Raw genomic sequence first — 21,112 nt, forward strand, 5'->3', positions numbered from 1 at the left:
TCTATTGCCCCGTGGTTTGTCGCGTTTACTTTCCGACTTGTTTGGAGTATTCACGGACGATGTCGAAGTTTTTGTCGGAGGACTCTACATACCCTTCGTGGGTGTAAATATCCTTGATGATTCCCTTGCCTGCCGGATCCTTGCCGATTTCGATGAACGCTTTCTGGATCTTGGAGATCCATTCCTTGTCCATGTCGGAACGCACGCTGATGGTATCGTTCGGAATCTTGTCGGTGCGGTGGAGAACGGAAACTTTTTCGAATACGTCCGGTTTGTCTTTCTTCACGGTGTTGCGGGCATCTTCGAATACGAATGCGGCATCCGCGTCACCGTTCAGAACGGCCAGAATTCCTTTGTCATGTCCTTTTACTTTTACTGCCTGAATGTCCTTCTCAGGGTCAACACCGGCTTTCTTCAGTTCAACTGCCGGCCATACATAACCGGCGGAAGAGGTTACATCCTGTACAGCCACTTTCTTGCCCTTGAGGTCTTTCAGTTCTTTTATCGGGGAGCCGGCTTTTACAACAACCATCGCACGGTAGAAATCCACAAGATCGCTGCTGCTGGAACCATCCGGGTTCACGCCAAGGCGCTGGGCTTGCAAAATAACTTCGGCCGCGCCTTTTTCTTTTGCCAATACATAAGCGGTCGGCGGGAGGAATCCGACATCCACTTGCTTGGAAGCCATGGCTTCAATGATGGTGTTATAAGTAGTGGAGACGCTTACTTTTACCGGGATACCCAGTTTGTCCCCAAGCAGCTTCTCAAGCGGTTTTGCTTTTGCTTCCAGTGTTTCCGCATTCTGGGAAGGCACGAATTGAACCTTCAGTTCCTTTGGAACGTACCCTTTTGCGGCACTGCCGCCACCTTGCCCCTGATTCGGAGCGGTTTGATTCTTGCCGCCACCGCAACCTGCCAGCAGTCCTGCGGCCAGAACCATGGTCAAACCTGCCATTACCGCCTTTTTTAACATGACATAACCTCCGTTTTGTGCCTTTAAACGGTAGGCACTTTTTTACTAAATCCATTCCATACTATAGCATAACGCATAATTACTTTCATGTTAAACTTTAGTAAGATTTGTCGCAAAAATCGGCATTCGGTCAATCTATTGGGGCCGATCGTTGAGTTTCGACAGGAGTGTGTTACTATGGTAAAGCAAACAGGAACTGAGAGGAGGAACCGACTATGACAGATTCCGGCAGCGGTTCCATTACCATTGGCATCCTTGAAACGAGCGACGTTCACGGCAACATCTTGCCGATCAATTATGCCAACAATCAGGAAAGTGAACTGGGACTGGCCAAAATATCGACACTGATCCGCAGGGAGCGGGAAAGACACCCCAACCTGCTGGTCATTGACAACGGCGACTTGATTCAGGGAACTCCTTTGGCCTATTACCATGCGAGAATTGACAATGAACCGGTTGACCCGCTGGTAAAAGTGTTGAATTACCTCCAATATGACGCTGCGGTATTGGGAAACCATGAATTTAACTATGGACAGGACGTGCTGATGAAAGCGATCCGGGAATCGGATTTTCCCTGGATGTCCGCCAATATTGTAAAGTCCGGAACGACAGAGCCTTACTTCGGGAAACCCTACTTGATCAAAGAGTTTGCCGAAGGAGTGCGGGTGGGTGTTCTGGGCTTAACCACCCAGTATATCCCGAATTGGGAAAACCCCAGACATATTGAGGGGACGGAGTTTCTGGACGCTGTGGAATCGGCAAAAAAATGGGTTCCTGTTCTCCGCGACAAGGAACAGGCCGATCTGGTGGTTGTCTCCTACCACGGGGGTTTTGAACGGGATTTGGAAACAGGCACCAGGACTGAGCAATTGACGGGGGAGAATCAAGGATTCCAATTGTGTATGGAGGTTCCTGGTATTGATGTGCTGCTGACCGGCCATCAGCACCGGTCTATCGCAGGGATGACGGTAAATGGAGTAGCAGTTATACAGCCTGGACACCAAGCCAGAGCGCTTGGCAAAGTGACTGTTACTCTGGTGAAGCATGACGGACGATGGCGTGTTGTCAACAAGAAGTCGGACCTTCTTTCGGTTGAGAACATTGAGGCTGACCCGGTGATCCTTGAAATGGTCAGTGCTTATGAGGAGAAGACCCAGATCTGGCTGGACAAGCCCATTGGCAAAATCAAAGGGGACATGCGGGTTACCGACCCCATGGCCATTCGTCTGAGAGACAATCCGCTCATTGAATTCTTCAACAAAGTGCAAATGGAGTATGCACAAACGGATATCTCCAACACTGCATTGTTTGACAATCACTCGCCCGGGCTGGGCACTGATGTGACCATGCGCGACATCGTGGCCAATTACATATATCCGAACACACTACGTGTCCTGCGAATTACGGGGCAAGATATCAAAGACGCGCTTGAACAAAGCGCTTCCTATTTTGCAACCTATACAGGCGGGGATATTCAGGTCAATCCGGAATTTACCACACCGAAGCCCCAGCATTACAACTATGACATGTGGGAGGGAATCGAATACAGGATCAACATCTCCCGCCCCTTCGGGGAACGAGTTGAAAAATTAACTTACAAGGGACAACCGGTACAAATGGACCGACTGTATGAAGTGGTAATGAACAACTACAGGGCAGGCGGTGGTGGGAATTACTTCATGTTCCAGGGAAAAGAAGTGGTACGTGACGTTCCGACCGATGTGTCGGAGTTGATCGCCAACTATATCCTGGAACGGGGAACCATTGAAGCCACTTGCGATCATAACTGGGAAGTGGTTCACAACTGATTGGGCCATACAGGGGGGACGGTATGACGGAAACAGGATATGTATTGTCTTTCAGATTGGAGAATGAGACGAAAGTGGCGGCCGTATTTGAGTCGGAGAACGACCGGGATGGCTGCGAGATTTCCCTTGGAATGTACCGCTCCAATCTCGGACCCATTACAAGGGAAGTCTGGGAGCGGATGGTTGGCAAGTTCAACGGAAAGTGCCTTGAATAGGGCGCAGAACTCTGACAAACCCTAACCGGCAAAAGGAGGGTTTGCAAATATGCCCGACATGAACTACAACGCAAGCCTCCCGGGAACTCCCAAATCACTGTCCGGGTTTGACAACAAAGGGATGCAGCGGATGGACTGAACTGTCGTTTTGGCTGAAAAGGGCTGTCCCATCAGCTCTCGTAGGGACTTCCTCATAAATAATGTAACCGATGGGGAAATAGAACTGATTTTCAGCCCTATTTCTGACTTGTTGATTGTGATCTCCGGAATAGAACTGATTGTCAGTCTTATTGGGAAAATTTCGAGGTGAACAAGTAAAAAGTAGCATTTAGGACTGAAAACCAGTCCTCTATTGGGGGCTGCCTTTGATTCGATAAGAATAAGCCTGAAATACAGTCCAATTTTTTTCTTACCTCTGCAGATGGCAGCTTCTGTGTCGGACCTCGCGGCTTCAGATCCTTCAATTTGTTCCTATAAGGGGAATCGGGTGTGAAACTTGATTAGATAAATAATAAGGGGCAGCCCTCTTCGTATGCCCAATTACTAATTTCTCCCGGACCATCGAGAGTCGTTTCTCGAGCAGCTGAATCATTCGATGCGGTGTTGACGTCTGCATCCGGTTGGCCTACTATTCACATGTTGGATAAGTATTGGAAGCTAAGAAAGGGAGGAGCCGGTATATGAAGAGCAACGCGTTTCATGCATACGAAGAAGTGGAACAAGCCGTAATGGACAAGGTGAGGGAGCGGATTATCGAAGGTCCGTTCCTGACAGCCCTTCTGAACGGGGAATTCAGTGAACGGCAGATTGCGGAATTTGCCCTGCACTATAGTTATTACAGCCGAAATTTTCCAAGGGTGCTGGGGGCGGCGATTGCGGCTATGGAGCCGCTTGACAAATGGTGGGTCCCGATTGCGGACAATCTGTGGGATGAGGCGGGCAGGGGCAATCCAAAAGCATACCATTCCCGTATGTACCGGACTTTCCTGGAATCGGCCGCACCGGATATCGAAATCAATGAAGAACATGTGCCCAACTACCCGGATTCCCCGGCAGCCAAAAAAGCGGTGGATACCTTTATCCGTTTTCTGCAATCCGCCACTCCCCTGGAAGCCATGGCGGCCGTGGGGTTAGGTTCCGAACTGTTCGCGGGTGAAGTTATGGGGTTGATCGGGAAGGGGCTGAAGCATCCCAACTACAACAGGGACAGGAACCTGAACGTCACCTTCTGGATGGCACATGCCGATTCGCATGAACCACGCCACTACCAACTGTGCAAAGACATCCTGATTCAGCATACCGGTTCGGATGACCTGGAGACCATCTACCGGGCGGGCGTGAAGATCGCCATGTCGGAAGCCGATTTTTATGATGACATCTATCGTTCGATCGCATAAGACAGAAGAGAATTGGGAATCCTAGCGCTGGATAAGTAAGGTTTTCCCATCACCAGATCAAGGAGTGAACCCAGATGCCCTTTGGCGCACACGAAACGATGGAAGTTCATGAGATCCTGTCGGAGAAGAAGTGCATGATTGAACATTTTTCGATGTATGAAAGGCAGTGTCAGGACCCCACTTTACGGGAAATGCTCCACCGTCACATCCAGACGGCAACTCAATCCTACAATCAATTGGTATCGTATACACACGATTACCATACTGCCCAGACCAAGATGATGCCGATGCATACGGCCCATACTTATGATATCAAATACGGACTGCATAACCCTGCTCCGTCTGCTCCCCAGACGGATATGACCAAGATGAATGACCAATCGATAGCTTCCGCGATGCTGTTGGCACACAAGAATTCGGCAAAGAATCATATGGCGGCAGCTCTGGAGTGCGCAGACCCAAATGTTCGCCAAATGCTGGTTAACGGGTCGGTAATGTGTACCCATGAAGCTTACGAAACTTTTAATTATATGAATCATCGCGGCATGTACCAAGTGCCTACCATGAGTGATCATACCGCCAAGACCATGCTTCACCACTATCAGCCAATGGCCCAGGGCATGACCGGCAGTATGGAAGCAACCGGACAAGCGGCGTATGGAACTGGGCAGAACGGGATTCAGGACGCTCCCAAAATGTAAAGAATAAACCTCGGTCGGGAAGACCGAGGTTTATAATTATTATTACGTTTAAGGAACGATCCTCTCTCTGAACAGCAGAGTTGTACACCATATACCTGCCACACCAACAAGGGTATAGACCACCCGGGGCAACCAGGCAGCCGGGTTTCCTCCGCCAAGCACTGTTGCCACAAGATCAAATTGAAACAGTCCGACCAGCAACCAGTTCAGAGCTCCAATGATAACAAGTGTCAAGGCAAATTTGTTCATTTGCTTCCCTCCTTTCTCTACCTATTATGTCCACTGCCAGATATAGGTAAACACTATCTGGGCTTTGACACATAAGGGTTTCCGGCTATCCAATAGCGCCAGGGATACTCCCTTGCCTCTTCCGCATATTCAATTCCAATTCGTGGTCCCGATCTTATTTGGTCTGCCGAAAGCTTATTCCGACGCGGGAGAATGCGAAGAGATGAATCTTTCAATCCAAGACCGTATTGGTCTTTCGAAATGCCCATGGCCTGAGCCAGTTTGCCAGGTCCGTTGGTCAACAATTTCAACTTGTTTGTCGGCCAGGACCCGTCAGGCAACTGCCGGATGTCCAACCCCCTTCTTCGGATCATCAGAGGGATGCCTACGACCGGTTCCAATGCGCGAATCAGGATGGCTTCCGGAGCTGTCTCTTCGCCGCTTACCACATTAAAGCAATAATGCATCCCGTAGATCTGATACACATACGCGAAGCCGGGAGGTCCAAACATAACCCTTGTTCGCTCCGTAGGTATTCCGCCATAAGAATGGGCCGCTTTGTCCTCGGGACCGATATAGGCCTCTGTTTCCACAATGATTCCGGAAGTGGTTCCTTCCATAGTTTCATGCACAAGTATGGTTCCCAACAGTGCTTTCGCCAAATCCAAAGTGGGCAAATGAAAGAAGATCTCAGGCAAAAGTTGGGATTTCATCTTCATTCCTCCGTTTACTAATTTTTTATATTGAACTTAAATTTTAAAACTTATCAGACGCCCAATCTGATATAATAGCAGGCAGGGGTGTATTCTAAATTTGGGGTAGTAAAGAAGGGGACCTAAATTGAACCAGGTTGAGATGCGCATCACCAATCTGCTGTTTCGAATATTCATGAATACAAACCAGCTGGACTCTTTCCTGCAAAGGGTTGTACGGATCGGTACCGTAATGCTGAGCGCCGGTGGGGGCTGTTTCTATATGGTCGATAAACGTTCCGGTCAGTTGGTCATGTCCGGTGGCTCCGGAAAAACCTTAGCGACGGGTATTCCCCTGACCGGAAACGAACTTGTTGACGTCTGCAACCAGGATGGGAACCGCTGGGCACGATACGGGAACCACATCCTGATCCCTTTATACGTCAATGATACTGTACAGGCAATGATTTGTTTTTTTGATGCGGCTCGCCCTCCTGGCGGGGATATGACGGCTGCCGCCGACCGGATCCTGGACATGCTCGGCAAACTGTATGAACAGAAGACAACAACACTGATGAAAGAGCTTTACCACAAAGCTTTGATTGATATCTCACAGGTCATTACACAATCGGATGACTTTGATGACGTTATTACGACCTCCATGCGGATGGCATCCGAAGTGACAGGCGGTAGCTGTGCCATTATGCTTTTGACCAAGGACGAGCAGTACTTGATCCCGTCATACGCCCACAATATTGAGATGTCGGATTACAACAACATACCGATGATCCCCCAAATGGGGCTGGATCAAACCTCTTACGAGGCGATTCGTGAACGTAAAGCCGTTATCGTGGAGGACGTTCCCGCAGATCCCAGAGCCGATCAGGAGTTCTGCAAGAAGTACGGGATCCGGAGCTATCTGACCATGCCGCTGATTTTTCTTGACCGGCCTATCGGGGTCATGTTTGTCGACTACATTTACAAGCACCGTTTTACGGACATGGAACTCCGTTTTTTTTATGATCTCGGACATCAGATCAGCCATGTGATCACCACTCTTAAGACCCAATTGGAGTTGTTGGAGACCAAACACATCCAGGATCGTCTGATCGAGATGATGCGTGAAATGACAAACACCACAAGACTGAAGGACGTCTTGGATGACATGGTATCGAAGACCCATGACCTGCTGGAGGAAAAAGTGGGCGTTTCCGTCTGGCTGATCAATGAAACGTCTGATCGGATCGTTTTGTCGACTTGGAGGGGGGACAAAGTAAACCTGCTCCAAACGGAGTCAGTGACTTTCTCGTTGGAGGAACTGGGCAATGCGGCAGTGCTGCAGGATCTGTTTCTGGAAGTGGACAGCCATTCCACAATCGGTCAATTTTTCTTGCGATCCGGGGCCTTTTATTCAATGGGCACACCGCTCATGGCAGGCAAAGATCTGATCGGAATCCTGTTCTTGCACGCGTATGACGGTCATCAATGGACCGACCGGGAAAAATTAACCCTTTCCACTATCGGGATCCATGCCGGCCCCATCATTCGAAACACCCAATATATCCAATTGCTTGAAAAAGAATCCAAGCTGGACGGTCTAACCAAGGTCTTTAACCGCCATCACTTCGAGAAAACATTTCGGGACTACAGCAGGCAGCACGTCGAAAGCAACAAACCGTTCTCATTGCTGATGGTTGACATAGACAACTTTAAACAGATCAATGACCGATACGGGCACACAGTTGGAGACAGGGTCGTGAAAAATGTTGCCAGCCTGCTTCAGGAGACCACTCGCAGGGGAGACATGGTGTTCCGTTACGGAGGTGAGGAGTTCTGTTTGTTCTTGCCTTATACGTCAAAAGTGCAAGCGGAGCAGGTGGCCGAAAGAATCCGGGTTACCATCGCAGAGGCGGATGTGGAACCCAGGGTGACCGTATCGATTGGAGTTGCCACCTTCCCTGAATGTTCGAAAGATCCTCGCCTGGTGCTGGAAATGGCCGATCATGCACTGTACAAAGCGAAAAGAAACGGGAAAAATTGCGTAATATCTGCCGACTGAGAAGCGGGTCCGTTATAAAGGGCCCGTTTTTTGTGACAAGATTGTGATAAGATAGCAAAAAAAGCTTTTCACAACAGGAGATTGGATATATGGATTTTGAACAGCTCAAGCCAAAACTGAATGAGTTGGAAACAAAATTTGCGCAGGCTGGCGATAGCCAGAATGCCCGCAAGATCAATCAACTGATCAATAAACTTGAGAAAGGGACATTCATCATCGCGTTCTGCGGTCACTTCTCCGCAGGCAAATCTAGTATGATCAACCGTTTTATGGGACACCAGGTACTTCCATCAAGCCCCATCCCGACAAGCGCCAACGTGGTAACGATTGAGCGCGGACTATCCGGTGCAATGGTAACGCGCAGGGACGGTACCTCCTTTTCTATGGCCTTGTCAGAGCTGAACAAGTTGCGGGAATATGCAGCAGATGGCCAGGCAATCGAGACGATTCAGATTCAGCACGAATCGGATTTTTTGCCTGAAAGAGTTCAATTGATGGATACTCCCGGCATTGATTCCACTGATGACGCCCATAAAGTGGCTGCGGAAAGCGCGCTGCACCTGGCAGATCTGGTGCTGTACGTAATGGATTACAACCATGTGCAATCGGAGGTCAACTTTGGTTTCACGAAGACCTTGAAGGACCGCGGCAAGGCGGTTTGGCTGGTGGTCAACCAGATTGACAAACACAATGAGTTTGAGCTGCCTTTTGCCAGCTACGCAAAAAGTGTGAAAGAGTCTTATGCCGCTTGGGGAATTGAACCGGACGGGATCTTCTTCACATCTTTAAGGGAAACCGAACATCCGCACAACCGGTTTGGCGCCCTGCAAGAAGCGCTTCACAGCCTGTTTCCGGAGAAAGATTTGCTTTTGCGGAGCAGTATCATGCAGTCTGCGCTGCACCTGATCGAAGAGCATGTTCAGGCTCAGTCGGAACAACTGGAGCCGACAAGACAGGAATATCTGCAAGTTCTTGCGGAAACCGGAGGTGATGGGGAGTCTCCAGGGGAACTGGACGTAGAAGCTTTACGGGAACAGGTTATCCGGCTGGAGAAGACAATGGGGGAGAAACAGGCCCTCCCTGAGCGTCTGCGCGAAGATATGGAGCGGCAGCTGCAATCTTTGATCGAGAATGCCACCCTGACCCCGTTTCAAACAACGGAACTATGCGGCAAATATTTGGAAAGCAGAGGACCCAGGTTTCGGGTGGGGCTGTTCTTTGCCGGAAGCAAGACCGATAGGGAACGGGAACGCAGGCTGCAGGATCTCCACAACGATTTCACCGGCAAGGTGGCGGCAAATTTGGACTGGCATTTCAAGGATCTCCTGGTTACACTTCCCGAATCCTATGGGGTAAAGAATGAGGTCTATGCCAAATCTGTCTATGACATTACCATAGAGATTACACCGGAAATGTTGGGTGCCTGGGTGAAAGAAGGGGCATTGGCTTCAACGGAATACATGTATCAATATGCAAAGGACATCTCGGCGGAAGTCAAGGCGATGTACCGGCGAATCGCCGCCGAATTTGTTGAAAAGGCCGTAAAAATGGCTCAATCGTTTGGCAGCATGGAGGCAGAAGGGGACGCAATAAAACTCTCTACCCTAAAGAAACGCTTGCAGGCAGCCGTTGGGCTTGAGCATCTGGAGAGGAAGATTGCATCCTATAAGTCCGAACTGATGGATCTGTTCAAAGAGGAACAACATTTGTCTGAGCAAGTCAGTTTTTTGTACAGGAGAGGCTCCGGGGATCTGCACTTTATGCAGTCTACCGGTGTCGAAACGAACCGGGGACGATCCGGGGATACATTGGGAATGGCTGATGGGTATCCGCCATTAACCGTAACTGAAAGCGCAAGACCGGTCCACTTTAAAGCATCGCTGATCGATGCGGCAGGCAAACTCCGGCAAGCGGCCGAACGGATCCGGGACATTCCGGGCATGCAGGTGATGTCATCGCATATGCTGGCCCGGGCGGAACGGCTGGAACAGAACCTGTTTACAGTCGCTTTGTTTGGCGCGTTCTCCGCAGGCAAATCTTCCTTTGCCAACGCCATGATGGGAGAACTTGTACTGCCCGTCTCACCCAACCCGACTACGGCGACCATCAACAAAATTTTGCCTCCGACAAGTGATTGGCCCCATGGCAGCGTCCGGGTAAAACTTAAGACGAATGCCGATATTGCGGCTGACATTAGAGGATCTTTAGCGGTGTTGGGACATCACATGGAAGGTTCCTTGACGGATGCAGAGGACCCTGAAAACGCCAGGGACAGGTTTTTTGCAGAAGTGCTGCAATTGACGGCTGGATTGGAACCGGTAGAAGTTCCGCCCAACGCCAAACCTCATTTTTCATTCCTGAAAGCGGTCGAGATTGGATATGCTGCCATACAAGACCAGTTGGGCATGGAACTTCACGTGGACGTGGACACCTTCCGGGAGTATGTGGCACGGGAAGAGAAAGCTTGCTTTGTGGAATGGATTGAACTGTATTATGACTGCCCGCTGACCAGGGAAGGCATCGTGCTGATCGACACTCCCGGGGCCGATTCCATCAATGCCCGCCATACGAAAGTGGCTTTTGAATACATTAAGAACGCGGATGCTGTATTGTTTGTAACCTACTACAACCACGCTTTCTCAAATGCGGACAGGGAGTTCCTGATCCAGCTTGGCCGGGTGAAAGACACGTTTGAGATGGACAAGATGTTCTTTCTGGTCAATGCGGCCGATCTGGCTGCCGACGTAGAGGAATTGGCGGATGTGGTTTCTCATGTAAGAAAGAACTTGGTTTCCTGCGGAGTGTCCAAGCCCCGGATCTACCCTGTATCCAGCCAGATGGCGTTACTTGCAAGACTTGCTGAAAAAGGGGCCCTGCCTGCTTCTGCGGAACGGGTCTATCGGAAGTTGACCGGCACATGGAAACAGAATCTGGCGCCTTCTCCTGCTGAAATTGTGAATCGATCGGGCATACGAAAGTTTGAAGACGACTTTCTCTCTTTCACGATCGAAGAACTGACGGAAGTGGCGGTCCAAGCCGCGGAAGCTGAGATCCGCAGGGCGTCGGCAAGCCTTGGGGAATTGATCGAGAATGCACGGGCGGACGATTCGGTTCGTCGACAGAAAATTAAGGATCTGCAGGACTCGTTGAAGAGGGTGCGGCTTGAGGCGGAATCGGTAGAGTACGATTCGGAAATCCGGGCCATTGAAAAGGAAATTGACGAGTTGCTTTACTACGTCAGACAAAGGGTCTTCCTTCGCTATTATGATGCGTTCAACGAATCCTTCAGTTCGTCGGTTCTCCGGGATGACGCGAAGAATATCAAACGGGTGCTGGCCGGGTGCCTGGAAGAGCTGGTTCGTTTTCTGGCATTTGATCTGGGGCAGGAGATGCGAGCCACTTCCGTCCGGGTTGAGAAGCAGGTAAACCAGGGAGCGAGCCGTATTTATGACAAATGGGCTGCACTCGTACAAACCCATCTTCATGGCTGTCAGTGCGAACCCTACCAGAAGAGAAGTTTTCCCATACCTGAATTCGCGGCTGAATTGGCTGGAACAAGCAGCGACCGGTTTAGCGGCGCCCTTGCCATCTACAAGAACGCCAGGGATTTCTTCGAACGGGACGCCAAGTCAACGATGCGGGAGGAAATCGAAAAGTTGCTGCAAGAACCTGTTGCCGCTTATCTTGAGGAAGGTTCAAGGATCTTGAGAGATCAATACCTGGCGGCGTTTCATACGGTAGTTGCCGAAACGAAGCAGCAACTCATCGATGAGGCGACCGAATATGCGAAAGGTTTGTTGGCCGCATTGAGTCAGAACGTGGACATGGAAGCTTTGCTGCAAACCGAAAGATGGATAAGCCAGTTGGCAGGGAAAACTTCCGTACAAAGCGCTTGAAAGAAAAAACTCCGATGGGAGCCCTTTGGGACCGCCCACCGGAGTTTTTGTATGCTGCCATATGCCTCTACTTAAGATTACCTGGTACAGACTTGACGAGTTTGCCCTTATTGGCTGCAAGAACAGGCGATACAGGGGGACGTAATGTTTTCATTCGCTTCACCTCCCGGTCAAAGTATAGGTATGCCGGATCAGATCCAGTACTTTCCTGATATGACGTTTCTCATGAGGACAAGGACGCAATCCCGTTTTCATACGGTACAAAGGGCAATGGTTGCCTTGGCAGGCAGGCCGGAAAAAACAATTGCCACAGACAGGATCGGCATCATCCCCTGAACTGACCCAAACTGCCAGCTTGTCATGGTCCAACAGCAAAGACCCGTTCTCCGACAAGCTGCCGATTTGGTTGATTTCCTCGTCCAATGCACATGTGCATTTGTATAGCTTTCCGTTTGCTCCAATGACAAGAGAATGAGGTTTTGCCGCGTAGCACACGGAACAACCGGGCAACAGCGCATCCTCAATTACGGAAGCCAACGGGAGCCCCTGCTCCAACCCCAATCGGCTGAATTCCCATATGCTGTGCTCCGCCAGCTTTCTGTCACAGACGGGCAACCGCTCATCGTTCAAACCGCCCCACCGTCCAACAGGCCGGATAAAGAGTTGAAACCTTGTGTCACCCGCAAATCGATCTTTGAGTAGTCCGAGCAATTCGGGAACCGAATCCAGATTGTCCATGTCAATGTTCACACGCAAATGAATTTCGAAATCTCCATCCACCTGCTTGATCTTCTCCAGATTGGACAGAATCCGGGAAAAGGTATTTCCTCCGCCGCAAAGTGCTCTTCTCTTGTCGTGAACCGCTTCAGGTCCGTCAATCGTGATCATATAACGCCTGATTTCCCAGTTGAGCAGCCTTTTAAAAAGATCTTCCGTCATCAGGTACCCATTGGTGGAGATGTCGGCCGAATAATGAAATCCGTATTTTTGGGAGAGATTCAGGAAGGTGTTGGACAGATTCCCTATCATGTCGGACGCAAGCAAAGGTTCGCCGCCAAACCAACTGACCGACAGGCCATTCAGGAATCTCGATTTCTCTTCCGCCAATCGCCGGATCCCCGTTTGGATTCCAGCCGTCATGCCACCCTGGGGAAAAGTCTGATAACAATAGGTGCACCTGAAATTACAGGCTTCTGTTGGCAGAATGATCAAATGCAACAGATCGGTTCGATGTTGGGTCTGGTGCAAATACTTTGCCCGCAATTTTTCGTCAAGTTGATCCGGTACAAGAAACCCGGATTCAATCATTTGAAGTGCAGTCTTCGATGGGTTTCCACTCACGCCGGTTCTTTTGAGAGCGGCGAGAGCTTCTTCTTTTTCTGCAGGAGGTACCGATACAATGGCTCCCGTATAGCTGTTATACAGGATCAAGTCGCCCGAGTCTGCAGTAGAATACGCGTTGAAACGGGATGGAACCCATTTTTTGATTTGGTACGCCATAACACTCCCGCTTTCTTTGGTTTTATGTTCCAAATCTTAGAATAGGAGAGACAACTGCTTCTTACAATACTCATTGGCTGACCGTCACAAATTTGACATAACCCAAATTGATTATCAAGTAAAAATAAAATTGACCTACAACTTTTTCACTTTATCCGCTTGAAAGTCATATGAATATCCACAATTCCCCAAGGGAATAGTAACCAGAACAAACAATGGTTTTCCAACAATTTCGCAGGGGGAAGAAACATTGGACAGGATTACTTATCAACCTTCCGGATTTGAGGCCGGTTCATTTGCTTCAAAGGCTGCAAGGAACGCTTTTATTGCCTTGGTCATTCTCTTTTTGTCCGTCTACTTTGGTTCGGAGCGTTTCTATTACTACGATCCGGCTTTGTACGGATACCTTTGGGCAACTGTTGTCAGTATTTTGCTGATGGTCATCCGCATTACGGCCTGGACCCTTCGTCCCCCGGCCAGACGTTTGTGGCAGCAAGGGTTTCGGTTGATGAGGTCCGGAGAAGGACTCAAGTTTCTGTTTTCAACTTTTTGGAACAACATTTTTCAGCAGAAGTTTGTATTTAAACGGTCTTTGTGGCGGGGGATTCAGCATTTTCTGATCGCCTGGGGCGTGTTGTTGTCTCTTGCCATCACCTTTGCGCTTGTACTGGGCTGGATGCATTTCGAATTGGTTGACCCGAGAACCTACTCGGTAGTGTTCTTCGGTATTCCTTTGTTCCGGATGGGGGTAGACTCCTGGCTAGCGTTCATGATCTATCACGGCTTAAACTGGTCGGGGTTAATGGTGCTGGCAGGCTGCATCATGGCGCTGATTCGACGTGTTAAGGATAGCAAGGTATTAGTGGAACAAGGAAAAGAGCATGACATCTTTCCGCTACTTCTGTTGTTGGCGGTAACCGTGACCGGATCCCTGCTGACCGTATCCGCCATGTGGATGAAGGGTCACTTCTACCTTGGGATTGCAATAGCCCATCAGATTACAGTCATAGTCTTTCTGTTGTATCTTCCGTTCGGGAAGCTGTGGCACCTGCCCTTGAGGTTTTTGGCGTTGGTTGTGCCAATGTATCACGCAATGGAAAAGCAAAAACCATGTGCCCGGTGTGGCCAGACCTATGCGACTGCCACCCAGATTCAGGACGTGCAGTTTGCTTTAAGAAACCGGAATCTGTCAGTTCCGATTGAAAATACGGACTTTCATATGTCCGATCTATGCTCCGACTGCCGAAGGGTTGCCCATCGATTGGCAGCTTACGGAGCCAAGGTGGAATTGGGGCAATCTCAACTGGTTGTGAAAAACAACGGACGAAATGGCTTAACCTTGGCCCAGGAAGGAGGAAATGTTCATGCCACACCCACAGAACGCTGATTATTCCCAGCGAACTTACGCTGCAATTGAGAGGGAAGGGGAAGTGCTAATCCCCACTCACTGTTGCTTTTGCGGCATGCAGTGTGGAATGAACATTCGGGTCGATAAAGACAGCAACCAGGTCTTGGGAGTCGAACCGCGTTATGATTTTCCGATGAATGGCGGCAGGTTGTGTCCGAAAGGGGTGGCTGCCTATCGGCAGGCGATTCATCCGGAGCGGTTGCTTCGGCCGCTGATTCGGAAAAACGGACAGCTGGTTGAGTCCGCATGGGACGAAGCGATGGATTTGATCGTATCCAAAATTCGGGACATCCAAGGCAAATACGGAAAAGACGCCTTTGGCATTTATTCCGGATCCTCGATGACCAACGAAAAGTGTTATCTGGTAGGGAAATTTGCCCGCATTGGATTGGGTACCAAACATATTGATTACAACGGCCGGTACTGCATGTCCTCAGCGGCTGCGGGTTTCAATCAAACCCTGGGAATTGACCGCGGGGGGACCAATCCTTGGAGCGATATCAAATTTGCCGATGTGCTCCTGATTGCCGGTTCCAATACAGCTGAATGCCATCCTTTGTCGATGCCTTATGTCTGGGGGGCAAGGGACAACGGGGCGAAATTGATCGTGGTGGACCCGCGTCAAACCAAGACGGCACTGGTGGCCGACATTCACCTGAATTTGAAGCCCGGTACCGATCTGGCGTTGGTCAACGGGCTGATTCACGTTCTCATCAAGGAAGACATGATCAATCATGAATTTGTCAAAAACCATACGTCCGGGTTTGAAGATCTGAAAGCAATGGCGGAAAAGTACCCGCCTGAAGTCGCGGCCCGGATCACCGGACTGCCAAAAGAGCGAATCGTGGAAGCGGCAAGGATATTCGGTCAGGCCAAGAACGGAATGGTCTTGTTTGCGCGGGGTGTGGAACAGCATGCCAAAGGTTCTGACAGCGTATCCAATTACACCAATTTGTGCCTGATCACGGGGAAAATTGGCCGCAAAGGATCCGGGGTTGCCACCTTCACCGGTCAAGGCAACGGACAAGGCGGTCGTGAACACGGACAGAAAGCTGACCAACTCCCCGGATACCGTAAAATCACAGACCCGGAAGCCCGCAAATACATTGCCGGAGTTTGGGGTGTTGACGAGAGCGAGATCCCCGGTCCCGGCATATCCGCTTTCGAATTGTTAAAAGCTCTTGGCAAGGAGGTCAAGGGACTGCTTCTGATCTGCAGCAATCCAATGGTGTCGGCTCCCAGCCTCGGAGATGTGAAGCAATACCTTACAAGTCTGGAGTTTTTTGTGTGCATGGACTTCTTTCTCTCCGAGTCGGCCGAACTGGCGGATGTGGTTCTGCCCTCCACCGTCTGGATTGAAGACAACGGGACGACCACCAATGTGGAGGGGCGCGTCATTCGCATCAACGGTATTGACAAAACCCCGGGAGAAGCAAGACGCGATTGGGAAGTGTTGTGCGAGTTGGCGGATCGTTTGGGGAGAGGCCAATTCTTCCGGTACAATTCCCCGCAAGAAATCTTTGACGAGTTACGGGTGGCAAGTCGCGGCGGAATTGCCGATTATTTCGGCATCACGTATGAAAAAATCGAAAAAATGGATGGAGTGTTCTGGCCCTGTCCATCGGTGGAACACGAGGGAACACCGCGACTGTTTGAGGATCGGAAATTCAATTTTCCGGATGGCAAGGCACGTCTGCTGGCTTTTGAACATAAAGGCCCCAACGAGGATGTGGACCAGGAGTATCCCCTGCTTCTGACAACAGGACGAGTGGTGTACCACTATCTAAGCGGCAATCAAACACGCCGGATTGATTCCCTCCGGGACAAATGTCCCGACCCCTATGTGGAAATCCATCCCGAAACAGCAAAAAGGTATGGGATTGAGAACGGCCACTACGTCAAAATCAGCAGTCGACGGGGCTACATAGTGGTACCTGCAAAAATCACCAAAATCACCCGTCCGGACATGGTGTTTGTTCCTTACCATTGGGGCAAGACTCTGGCCATCAACAACCTGACAAATCCGGCCCTGGATCCGAAATCCAAAATTCCGGAATTCAAAGTGTGTGCGGTAAAGATAGAACCGACCAAGCAGCAGGAGGTGCGGCATGGCTAAGGTGCTCTATATCGATTTTGAGCGCTGCATCGGTTGTCGGGCCTGTATGCTTGGATGTGAGGAATGCAGCGGACACGATCACTTATCTCGAATGTTTGTCGATGAATTGAACCCCGGGGAAACAGTTGCGACTTCCCCCACCCCCTGCATGCACTGCGTTCAGCCCGCCTGCGCCGAATCCTGTCCGGTTCAGGCCATTCAGGTAACGGAAGATGGAGCGGTGCTCTCCGCATCCCACGAAAAATGCATCGCCTGCAAAAACTGCACCTACGCTTGTCCGTTTGGCATCCCTAGAGTGGATGAACAACGGAAAATCATGTATAAGTGTGATCTCTGTTACGACCGGACGTCCAAAGGAAGGCCGCCTATGTGCGTAAGCGTATGCCCGACCGATACCATACAGTTTCTGGACGAAGCGGAAGCAAAAGCAAAACTGGACAAACAGGTTCAGTTCAAGTGGGATTTTGGCGGAACGGTAATTGAAACCCGGACGGTCATCGGAATTCCTGACCTCCAAACCCACCGGTACGGCTATAACGAAGTGACGGAGGATGTGCTATGATCAAACGATTTGAGAAATACCTGCGTGATATATCGCTAAACATCAGACGGGAAACGGAACTGGACATGAACAGGCGGGGGTTCGTCGCCGCTTCCCTTGGACTGATCGCGGTTTTTTTCCTGAGTTCCATTCCCTTTGTTGCGCAAGCATACCGGAAGACAGTGGAGGAAAAGCCCGATCGCATCAAAATTGCCGGACCGGATGAACTCAGGGTGGGAGACAGCAAAACCTTTGCCTACCCCAATCCGAACGATCCCGCCATTCTGGTCAGAGTTTCGGAGAAAGAGTACAGGTCCTATCATATCAAATGCACTCATTTGCAGTGTCCGATCTATTGGGACAAAACATCGGGAAAACTGATGTGTCCCTGCCACAACGGGTTTTTTTCGGTGGAAGACGGTTCCGTATTGGCCGGGCCGCCTCAGCGGTCTCTCCCGTCCATTAAATTGTCGATTAAGAAAGACGGCATTTATGCGGTCGGTGTCATTCATGGAACTCACGGAGGGAAAACTGTATGAAAATGGCGTGGTGGGTTTTCATTTTTTATCTCATTGTCACAACCGTTTTGGTTCAGTATATGGTGGAAAGTTTTATGGCCCAGCATTATTCGGTTTTGCCCTATTACGGGGCTGCTTTGGCGTTTATGCTGGTGACTGCATGGCTTACCTACATGTTCTTTATGAACATGGAACAATCGAGGGAATAGTTCTTTCTTAGACAGGAGGATTATTATGGAAACAAAGGGTCGAGTATCGGCACTTGCCTTTTCAACGGTGGCCATGATCATGTCCTTTACGGTGTGGGCAGTGATTTCGCCTCTTGCCAACCAGCTTCAGGATATCTACGGGTTGACGGCGACGGAGAAAAGTATTTTGGTTGCCACACCGATATTGCTTGGGTCCCTGCTGAGAATACCCATGGGCATTCTGGCTGATCGCCTCGGGGGAAAGAAGCTTTACGCACTGACCATGCTGTTTCTTACGGTACCGTTGATTGGGGCCGGATTCTCAAAGTCATATGGGATGTTACTCTTCTGGTCCTTATTCATTGGTTTGGCGGGAACGACGTTTGCCATTGCCATTGCGTATGTTTCCCGGTGGTACCCTCCGGAGAAACAGGGATTGGTCCTGGGGATAACGGGAATGGGGAATTTCGGAACAGCTGTTGCGGGTTTCACAATTCCCACCATTGCCAATCTCTTCGGGATTTCTTGGGCGTTTTGGGGACTGGCGATTGCGATTGCGGTAACGGCAGCCCTATTCTGGACAGGTACCCGTGAATTGCCAAGGCCCAAAGTAGGGAAGACCTTCAGATCGGCTTTCTCCGTGATCCGGTATAAGAAAACCTGGGTATTGTCCCTGTTTTATTTTTTGACTTTCGGTGCATTCGTTTCGTTTGGCATCTATTTGCCCGTGCTGCTGCAAGATTTGTTCGGTTTAACATCGGTCGACGCCGGATTCCGGGCAGCCGGATTCGTGGTGGTGGCCACGCTGATGCGGCCCGTGGGTGGATACCTGGCTGATCGTCTGGGAGCGGGAAGGATCTTGATGTATGTGTTTACGGGTATCCTGGTGGGAGCTTTCCTCCTATCCTTTTTCGCAGACAACCTTTTCCTGTTTACTGTTGGATGCTTGGGAATAGCCTTGCTGGCTGGTGCCGGCAATGGAGCGATTTTCAAGCTGGTACCGGAAGTGGCTCCAGTCAACACCGGGGCTGTTACCGGAATCGTGGGTGCCGCCGGCGGCATCGGCGGCTTTTTTCCGCCCATTTTGCTGGGTGCTGTAAAAGATGTAACGGGTGCTTATTTCTTTGGTTTTTTACTGTTAGGAGCATACGCCCTTATCTGTCTGGTTGTAAACGCCGTTGAATTCCAGGGGCCTCAAATCAGAAGCATGAAGTGGACTGCAGGGCGAAAAAAGATTAAGGGAAAATAAGGTAAGCCGGAATGATCCATCGGATCATTCCGGTTTACTCTGCTTCTTCCTCTGTATTAATCATATGATGGGCAGTCTGTACCAGACGCTCCCAGACGTAGTCGCGAATCTCGCCTTCCAGTTTGATGTCATCCATCGCCTGCCGCATGCAGGACAACCAAGCTTCTGCCCGCTTTGGTGTTACAGGAAAGGGCATATGGCGGACCCGCAGCATCGGGTGTCCAAACTCCTGGCTGAAGAGAGGAGGTCCGCCGAGAAACTGGGTCAGAAACAGATACTGTTTTCGCTCCGTCTCTTTCCAATCCCCGGGAAAGATGGGAAAGAGGTCAGGGTGAACCCGGACACGGGCATAGAACGCTTTGACCAGTTGGCGAACCGTTTGTTCGCCGCCGATCATTTCGTACGGGCTAACGTTTGGGTCGTAGTTCATGGGGGTCTCCTTCACAAAAACATTTATGTATATCATTTCACCACATTCATTTTTTTATATCAATCCGATTTTCTGTAATATTACAGAATAGATTGCTTAATCCGCATACCTAATAGTATTATAGGGACGTATACCAACATAGAATGAGGGGGTCATTCAAGGCATGAACAAAAAGAAATGGCTTTTAGGGTTGGCATCTACTTTAACGTTGTCGCTTGCCCTTGCTGGTTGCGGCGGTGGCACCAACCAGGGGAATAATCAAGGGAATCAAGGCGGGGCCAAACCTGCTGAGAACAAACCTGCTGCCGGACAGCAAATGACTATTGCAACCGGTGGAACCGCAGGAACCTACTACCCGCTTGGCGGCGGTATCGCTCAAATTCTTAAGAACAAAGCGAATATTAATGCGAACGCTCAAACGACCGGTGCTTCTGTAGAAAATATGCGCCTGCTGAAAGACGGTTCCGTTGATATTGCTTTCACCCAAGGGGACATTGCTGAATATGCAGCCAAAGGAACCATGATGTTTGAAAAGGGTGGCGCCATCAAGAATTTCAAGGCTCTGGCTGCGTTGTATCCGGAAACCATTCAATTGGTCGTTCCTGCGAACAGCCCGATCAAAACGATCGCCGACCTGAAAGGCAAGAAGGTTTCCGTTGGCGCTCCGGGAAGCGGTACGGAAGCGAATGCCCAACAGATTCTTGAAGTTTACGGTTTGAAGTTTGAAGATCTGAAAGTTCAACGTTTGTCTTTTGCAGAGTCCACCAGCGGTTTGAAAGACGGAACACTGGATGCAGCTTTTGTAACCGCAGGTACACCGACCTCCGCTGTTTCCGAGCTTGGCGCAACCAAAGGCGTCCGGATCCTGGAAGTGGATGCAGACCATGCAAAGAAGCTCATTGACAAGTATCCTTATTATGCTGTACAAAAGATTCCCGGCAAGACCTATACCGGTCAGGATACAGATGTGAACACAGTAGCGGTCCAGTCCATGCTGGTTGTCCGTGCTGACCTTGATGAGAAGACCGTCTATGACGTAACAAAAGCTATCTTCGAAAATCTTGATCAGTTGGGCAATGTTCATGCTAAAGGGAAAGAAGTGAAGCTGGAGAAAGCGCTGAGCGGTGTAAGCATTGAAGTTCACCCAGGTGCGGCCAAGTACTACTCCGAAAAGGGAGTCAAGAAGTAAGACA

General features: G+C 50.0%; 18 protein-coding genes. 13 read left to right on the forward strand and 5 right to left on the reverse strand.

Annotated elements, in window-relative coordinates:
- Positions 1 to 25: 25 nt before the first annotated feature.
- Positions 26 to 973 carry a phosphate/phosphite/phosphonate ABC transporter substrate-binding protein gene (locus EFBL_RS15260; protein ID WP_096182937.1) on the reverse strand — a complete coding sequence of 316 codons (948 nt, stop codon included), beginning with the start codon at positions 971 to 973 and terminating at the stop codon, positions 26 to 28.
- Between the two features lie 215 nt (positions 974 to 1,188).
- Here EFBL_RS15260 and EFBL_RS15265 point away from each other — a divergent pair, with 215 nt between their 5' ends.
- The 4 genes from EFBL_RS15265 to EFBL_RS15280 all read left to right on the forward strand — a co-directional run bounded on the left by EFBL_RS15265 (position 1,189) and on the right by EFBL_RS15280 (position 5,094).
- The gene (locus EFBL_RS15265; RefSeq protein ID WP_096182938.1) at positions 1,189 to 2,781 is read left to right on the forward strand and encodes a bifunctional metallophosphatase/5'-nucleotidase; all 1,593 of its coding nucleotides are present in this window, start codon (positions 1,189 to 1,191) and stop codon (positions 2,779 to 2,781) included.
- Positions 2,782 to 2,804: 23 nt separating this feature from the next.
- The gene (locus tag EFBL_RS15270) at positions 2,805 to 2,996 is read left to right on the forward strand and encodes a hypothetical protein (RefSeq protein WP_096182939.1); all 192 of its coding nucleotides are present in this window, start codon (positions 2,805 to 2,807) and stop codon (positions 2,994 to 2,996) included.
- 680 nt (positions 2,997 to 3,676) lie between these two features.
- The gene (locus tag EFBL_RS15275; protein WP_096182940.1) at positions 3,677 to 4,393 is read left to right on the forward strand and encodes an iron-containing redox enzyme family protein; all 717 of its coding nucleotides are present in this window, start codon (positions 3,677 to 3,679) and stop codon (positions 4,391 to 4,393) included.
- A gap of 74 nt (positions 4,394 to 4,467) precedes the next feature.
- Entirely contained in the window at positions 4,468 to 5,094 is a 627-nt protein-coding gene (locus EFBL_RS15280) for a spore coat protein (protein ID WP_096182941.1), read from the forward strand.
- Between the two features lie 48 nt (positions 5,095 to 5,142).
- Here the strand turns inward: EFBL_RS15280 and EFBL_RS15285 are convergent, their stop codons facing one another.
- Together EFBL_RS15285 and EFBL_RS15290 are read right to left on the reverse strand one after the other, a co-directional pair.
- The gene (locus EFBL_RS15285; protein ID WP_096182942.1) at positions 5,143 to 5,343 is read right to left on the reverse strand and encodes a DUF378 domain-containing protein; all 201 of its coding nucleotides are present in this window, start codon (positions 5,341 to 5,343) and stop codon (positions 5,143 to 5,145) included.
- A gap of 53 nt (positions 5,344 to 5,396) precedes the next feature.
- The gene (locus EFBL_RS15290) at positions 5,397 to 6,035 is read right to left on the reverse strand and encodes a DNA-3-methyladenine glycosylase (RefSeq protein ID WP_096182943.1); all 639 of its coding nucleotides are present in this window, start codon (positions 6,033 to 6,035) and stop codon (positions 5,397 to 5,399) included.
- A gap of 127 nt (positions 6,036 to 6,162) precedes the next feature.
- On the opposite strand from EFBL_RS15290, the gene EFBL_RS15295 reads away from it, so the two are divergent.
- Both EFBL_RS15295 and EFBL_RS15300 read left to right on the forward strand, forming a co-directional pair.
- Positions 6,163 to 8,073 (forward strand): sensor domain-containing diguanylate cyclase, encoded by a 1,911-nt coding sequence (locus tag EFBL_RS15295; protein WP_096182944.1) that lies wholly within the window; start codon positions 6,163 to 6,165, stop codon positions 8,071 to 8,073.
- 89 nt (positions 8,074 to 8,162) lie between these two features.
- On the forward strand, positions 8,163 to 11,969 hold the full coding sequence (locus EFBL_RS15300; RefSeq protein ID WP_096182945.1) for a dynamin family protein: 3,807 nt from the start codon (positions 8,163 to 8,165) through the stop codon (positions 11,967 to 11,969).
- A gap of 159 nt (positions 11,970 to 12,128) precedes the next feature.
- Here the strand turns inward: EFBL_RS15300 and EFBL_RS15305 are convergent, their stop codons facing one another.
- Positions 12,129 to 13,469, reverse strand: a complete 1,341-nt coding sequence (locus EFBL_RS15305; protein ID WP_096182946.1) for a radical SAM/SPASM domain-containing protein — start codon at positions 13,467 to 13,469, stop codon at positions 12,129 to 12,131.
- A 250-nt stretch (positions 13,470 to 13,719) separates the two neighbouring features.
- Between EFBL_RS15305 and EFBL_RS15310 the strand changes: the two genes are divergently transcribed.
- From EFBL_RS15310 to EFBL_RS15335, 6 genes are read left to right on the forward strand one after another with little or no spacing between them, the layout of a single operon-like run.
- Complete coding sequence (locus EFBL_RS15310) at positions 13,720 to 14,856, forward strand: MFS transporter (RefSeq protein ID WP_096182947.1); 1,137 nt, start codon at positions 13,720 to 13,722, stop codon at positions 14,854 to 14,856.
- Positions 14,834 to 16,993 (forward strand): formate dehydrogenase subunit alpha, encoded by a 2,160-nt coding sequence (gene fdhF, locus EFBL_RS15315; protein WP_096182948.1) that lies wholly within the window; start codon positions 14,834 to 14,836, stop codon positions 16,991 to 16,993. Before EFBL_RS15310 ends, fdhF begins: the two co-directional genes overlap by 23 nt.
- Positions 16,986 to 17,555, forward strand: a complete 570-nt coding sequence (locus tag EFBL_RS15320; protein ID WP_096182949.1) for a 4Fe-4S dicluster domain-containing protein — start codon at positions 16,986 to 16,988, stop codon at positions 17,553 to 17,555. The genes fdhF and EFBL_RS15320 overlap by 8 nt, the downstream gene beginning before the upstream one ends.
- Positions 17,552 to 18,073, forward strand: coding sequence for a QcrA and Rieske domain-containing protein (locus EFBL_RS15325; protein WP_096182950.1), 522 nt, complete (start codon positions 17,552 to 17,554; stop codon positions 18,071 to 18,073). Before EFBL_RS15320 ends, EFBL_RS15325 begins: the two co-directional genes overlap by 4 nt.
- On the forward strand, positions 18,070 to 18,261 hold the full coding sequence (locus tag EFBL_RS15330) for a hypothetical protein (protein ID WP_096182951.1): 192 nt from the start codon (positions 18,070 to 18,072) through the stop codon (positions 18,259 to 18,261). Before EFBL_RS15325 ends, EFBL_RS15330 begins: the two co-directional genes overlap by 4 nt.
- Positions 18,262 to 18,286: 25 nt before the next feature.
- Positions 18,287 to 19,489 (forward strand): MFS transporter, encoded by a 1,203-nt coding sequence (locus tag EFBL_RS15335; RefSeq protein WP_096182952.1) that lies wholly within the window; start codon positions 18,287 to 18,289, stop codon positions 19,487 to 19,489.
- Between the two features lie 34 nt (positions 19,490 to 19,523).
- Here the strand turns inward: EFBL_RS15335 and EFBL_RS15340 are convergent, their stop codons facing one another.
- Positions 19,524 to 19,919 carry a globin domain-containing protein gene (locus EFBL_RS15340; protein ID WP_096182953.1) on the reverse strand — a complete coding sequence of 132 codons (396 nt, stop codon included), beginning with the start codon at positions 19,917 to 19,919 and terminating at the stop codon, positions 19,524 to 19,526.
- 163 nt (positions 19,920 to 20,082) lie between these two features.
- On the opposite strand from EFBL_RS15340, the gene EFBL_RS15345 reads away from it, so the two are divergent.
- On the forward strand, positions 20,083 to 21,108 hold the full coding sequence (locus EFBL_RS15345; protein WP_096182954.1) for a TAXI family TRAP transporter solute-binding subunit: 1,026 nt from the start codon (positions 20,083 to 20,085) through the stop codon (positions 21,106 to 21,108).
- The last annotated feature ends 4 nt before the right edge of the window (positions 21,109 to 21,112 follow it).

It is taken from the genome of Effusibacillus lacus (assembly GCF_002335525.1).
GTDB lineage: Bacteria > Bacillota > Bacilli > Tumebacillales > Effusibacillaceae > Effusibacillus > Effusibacillus lacus.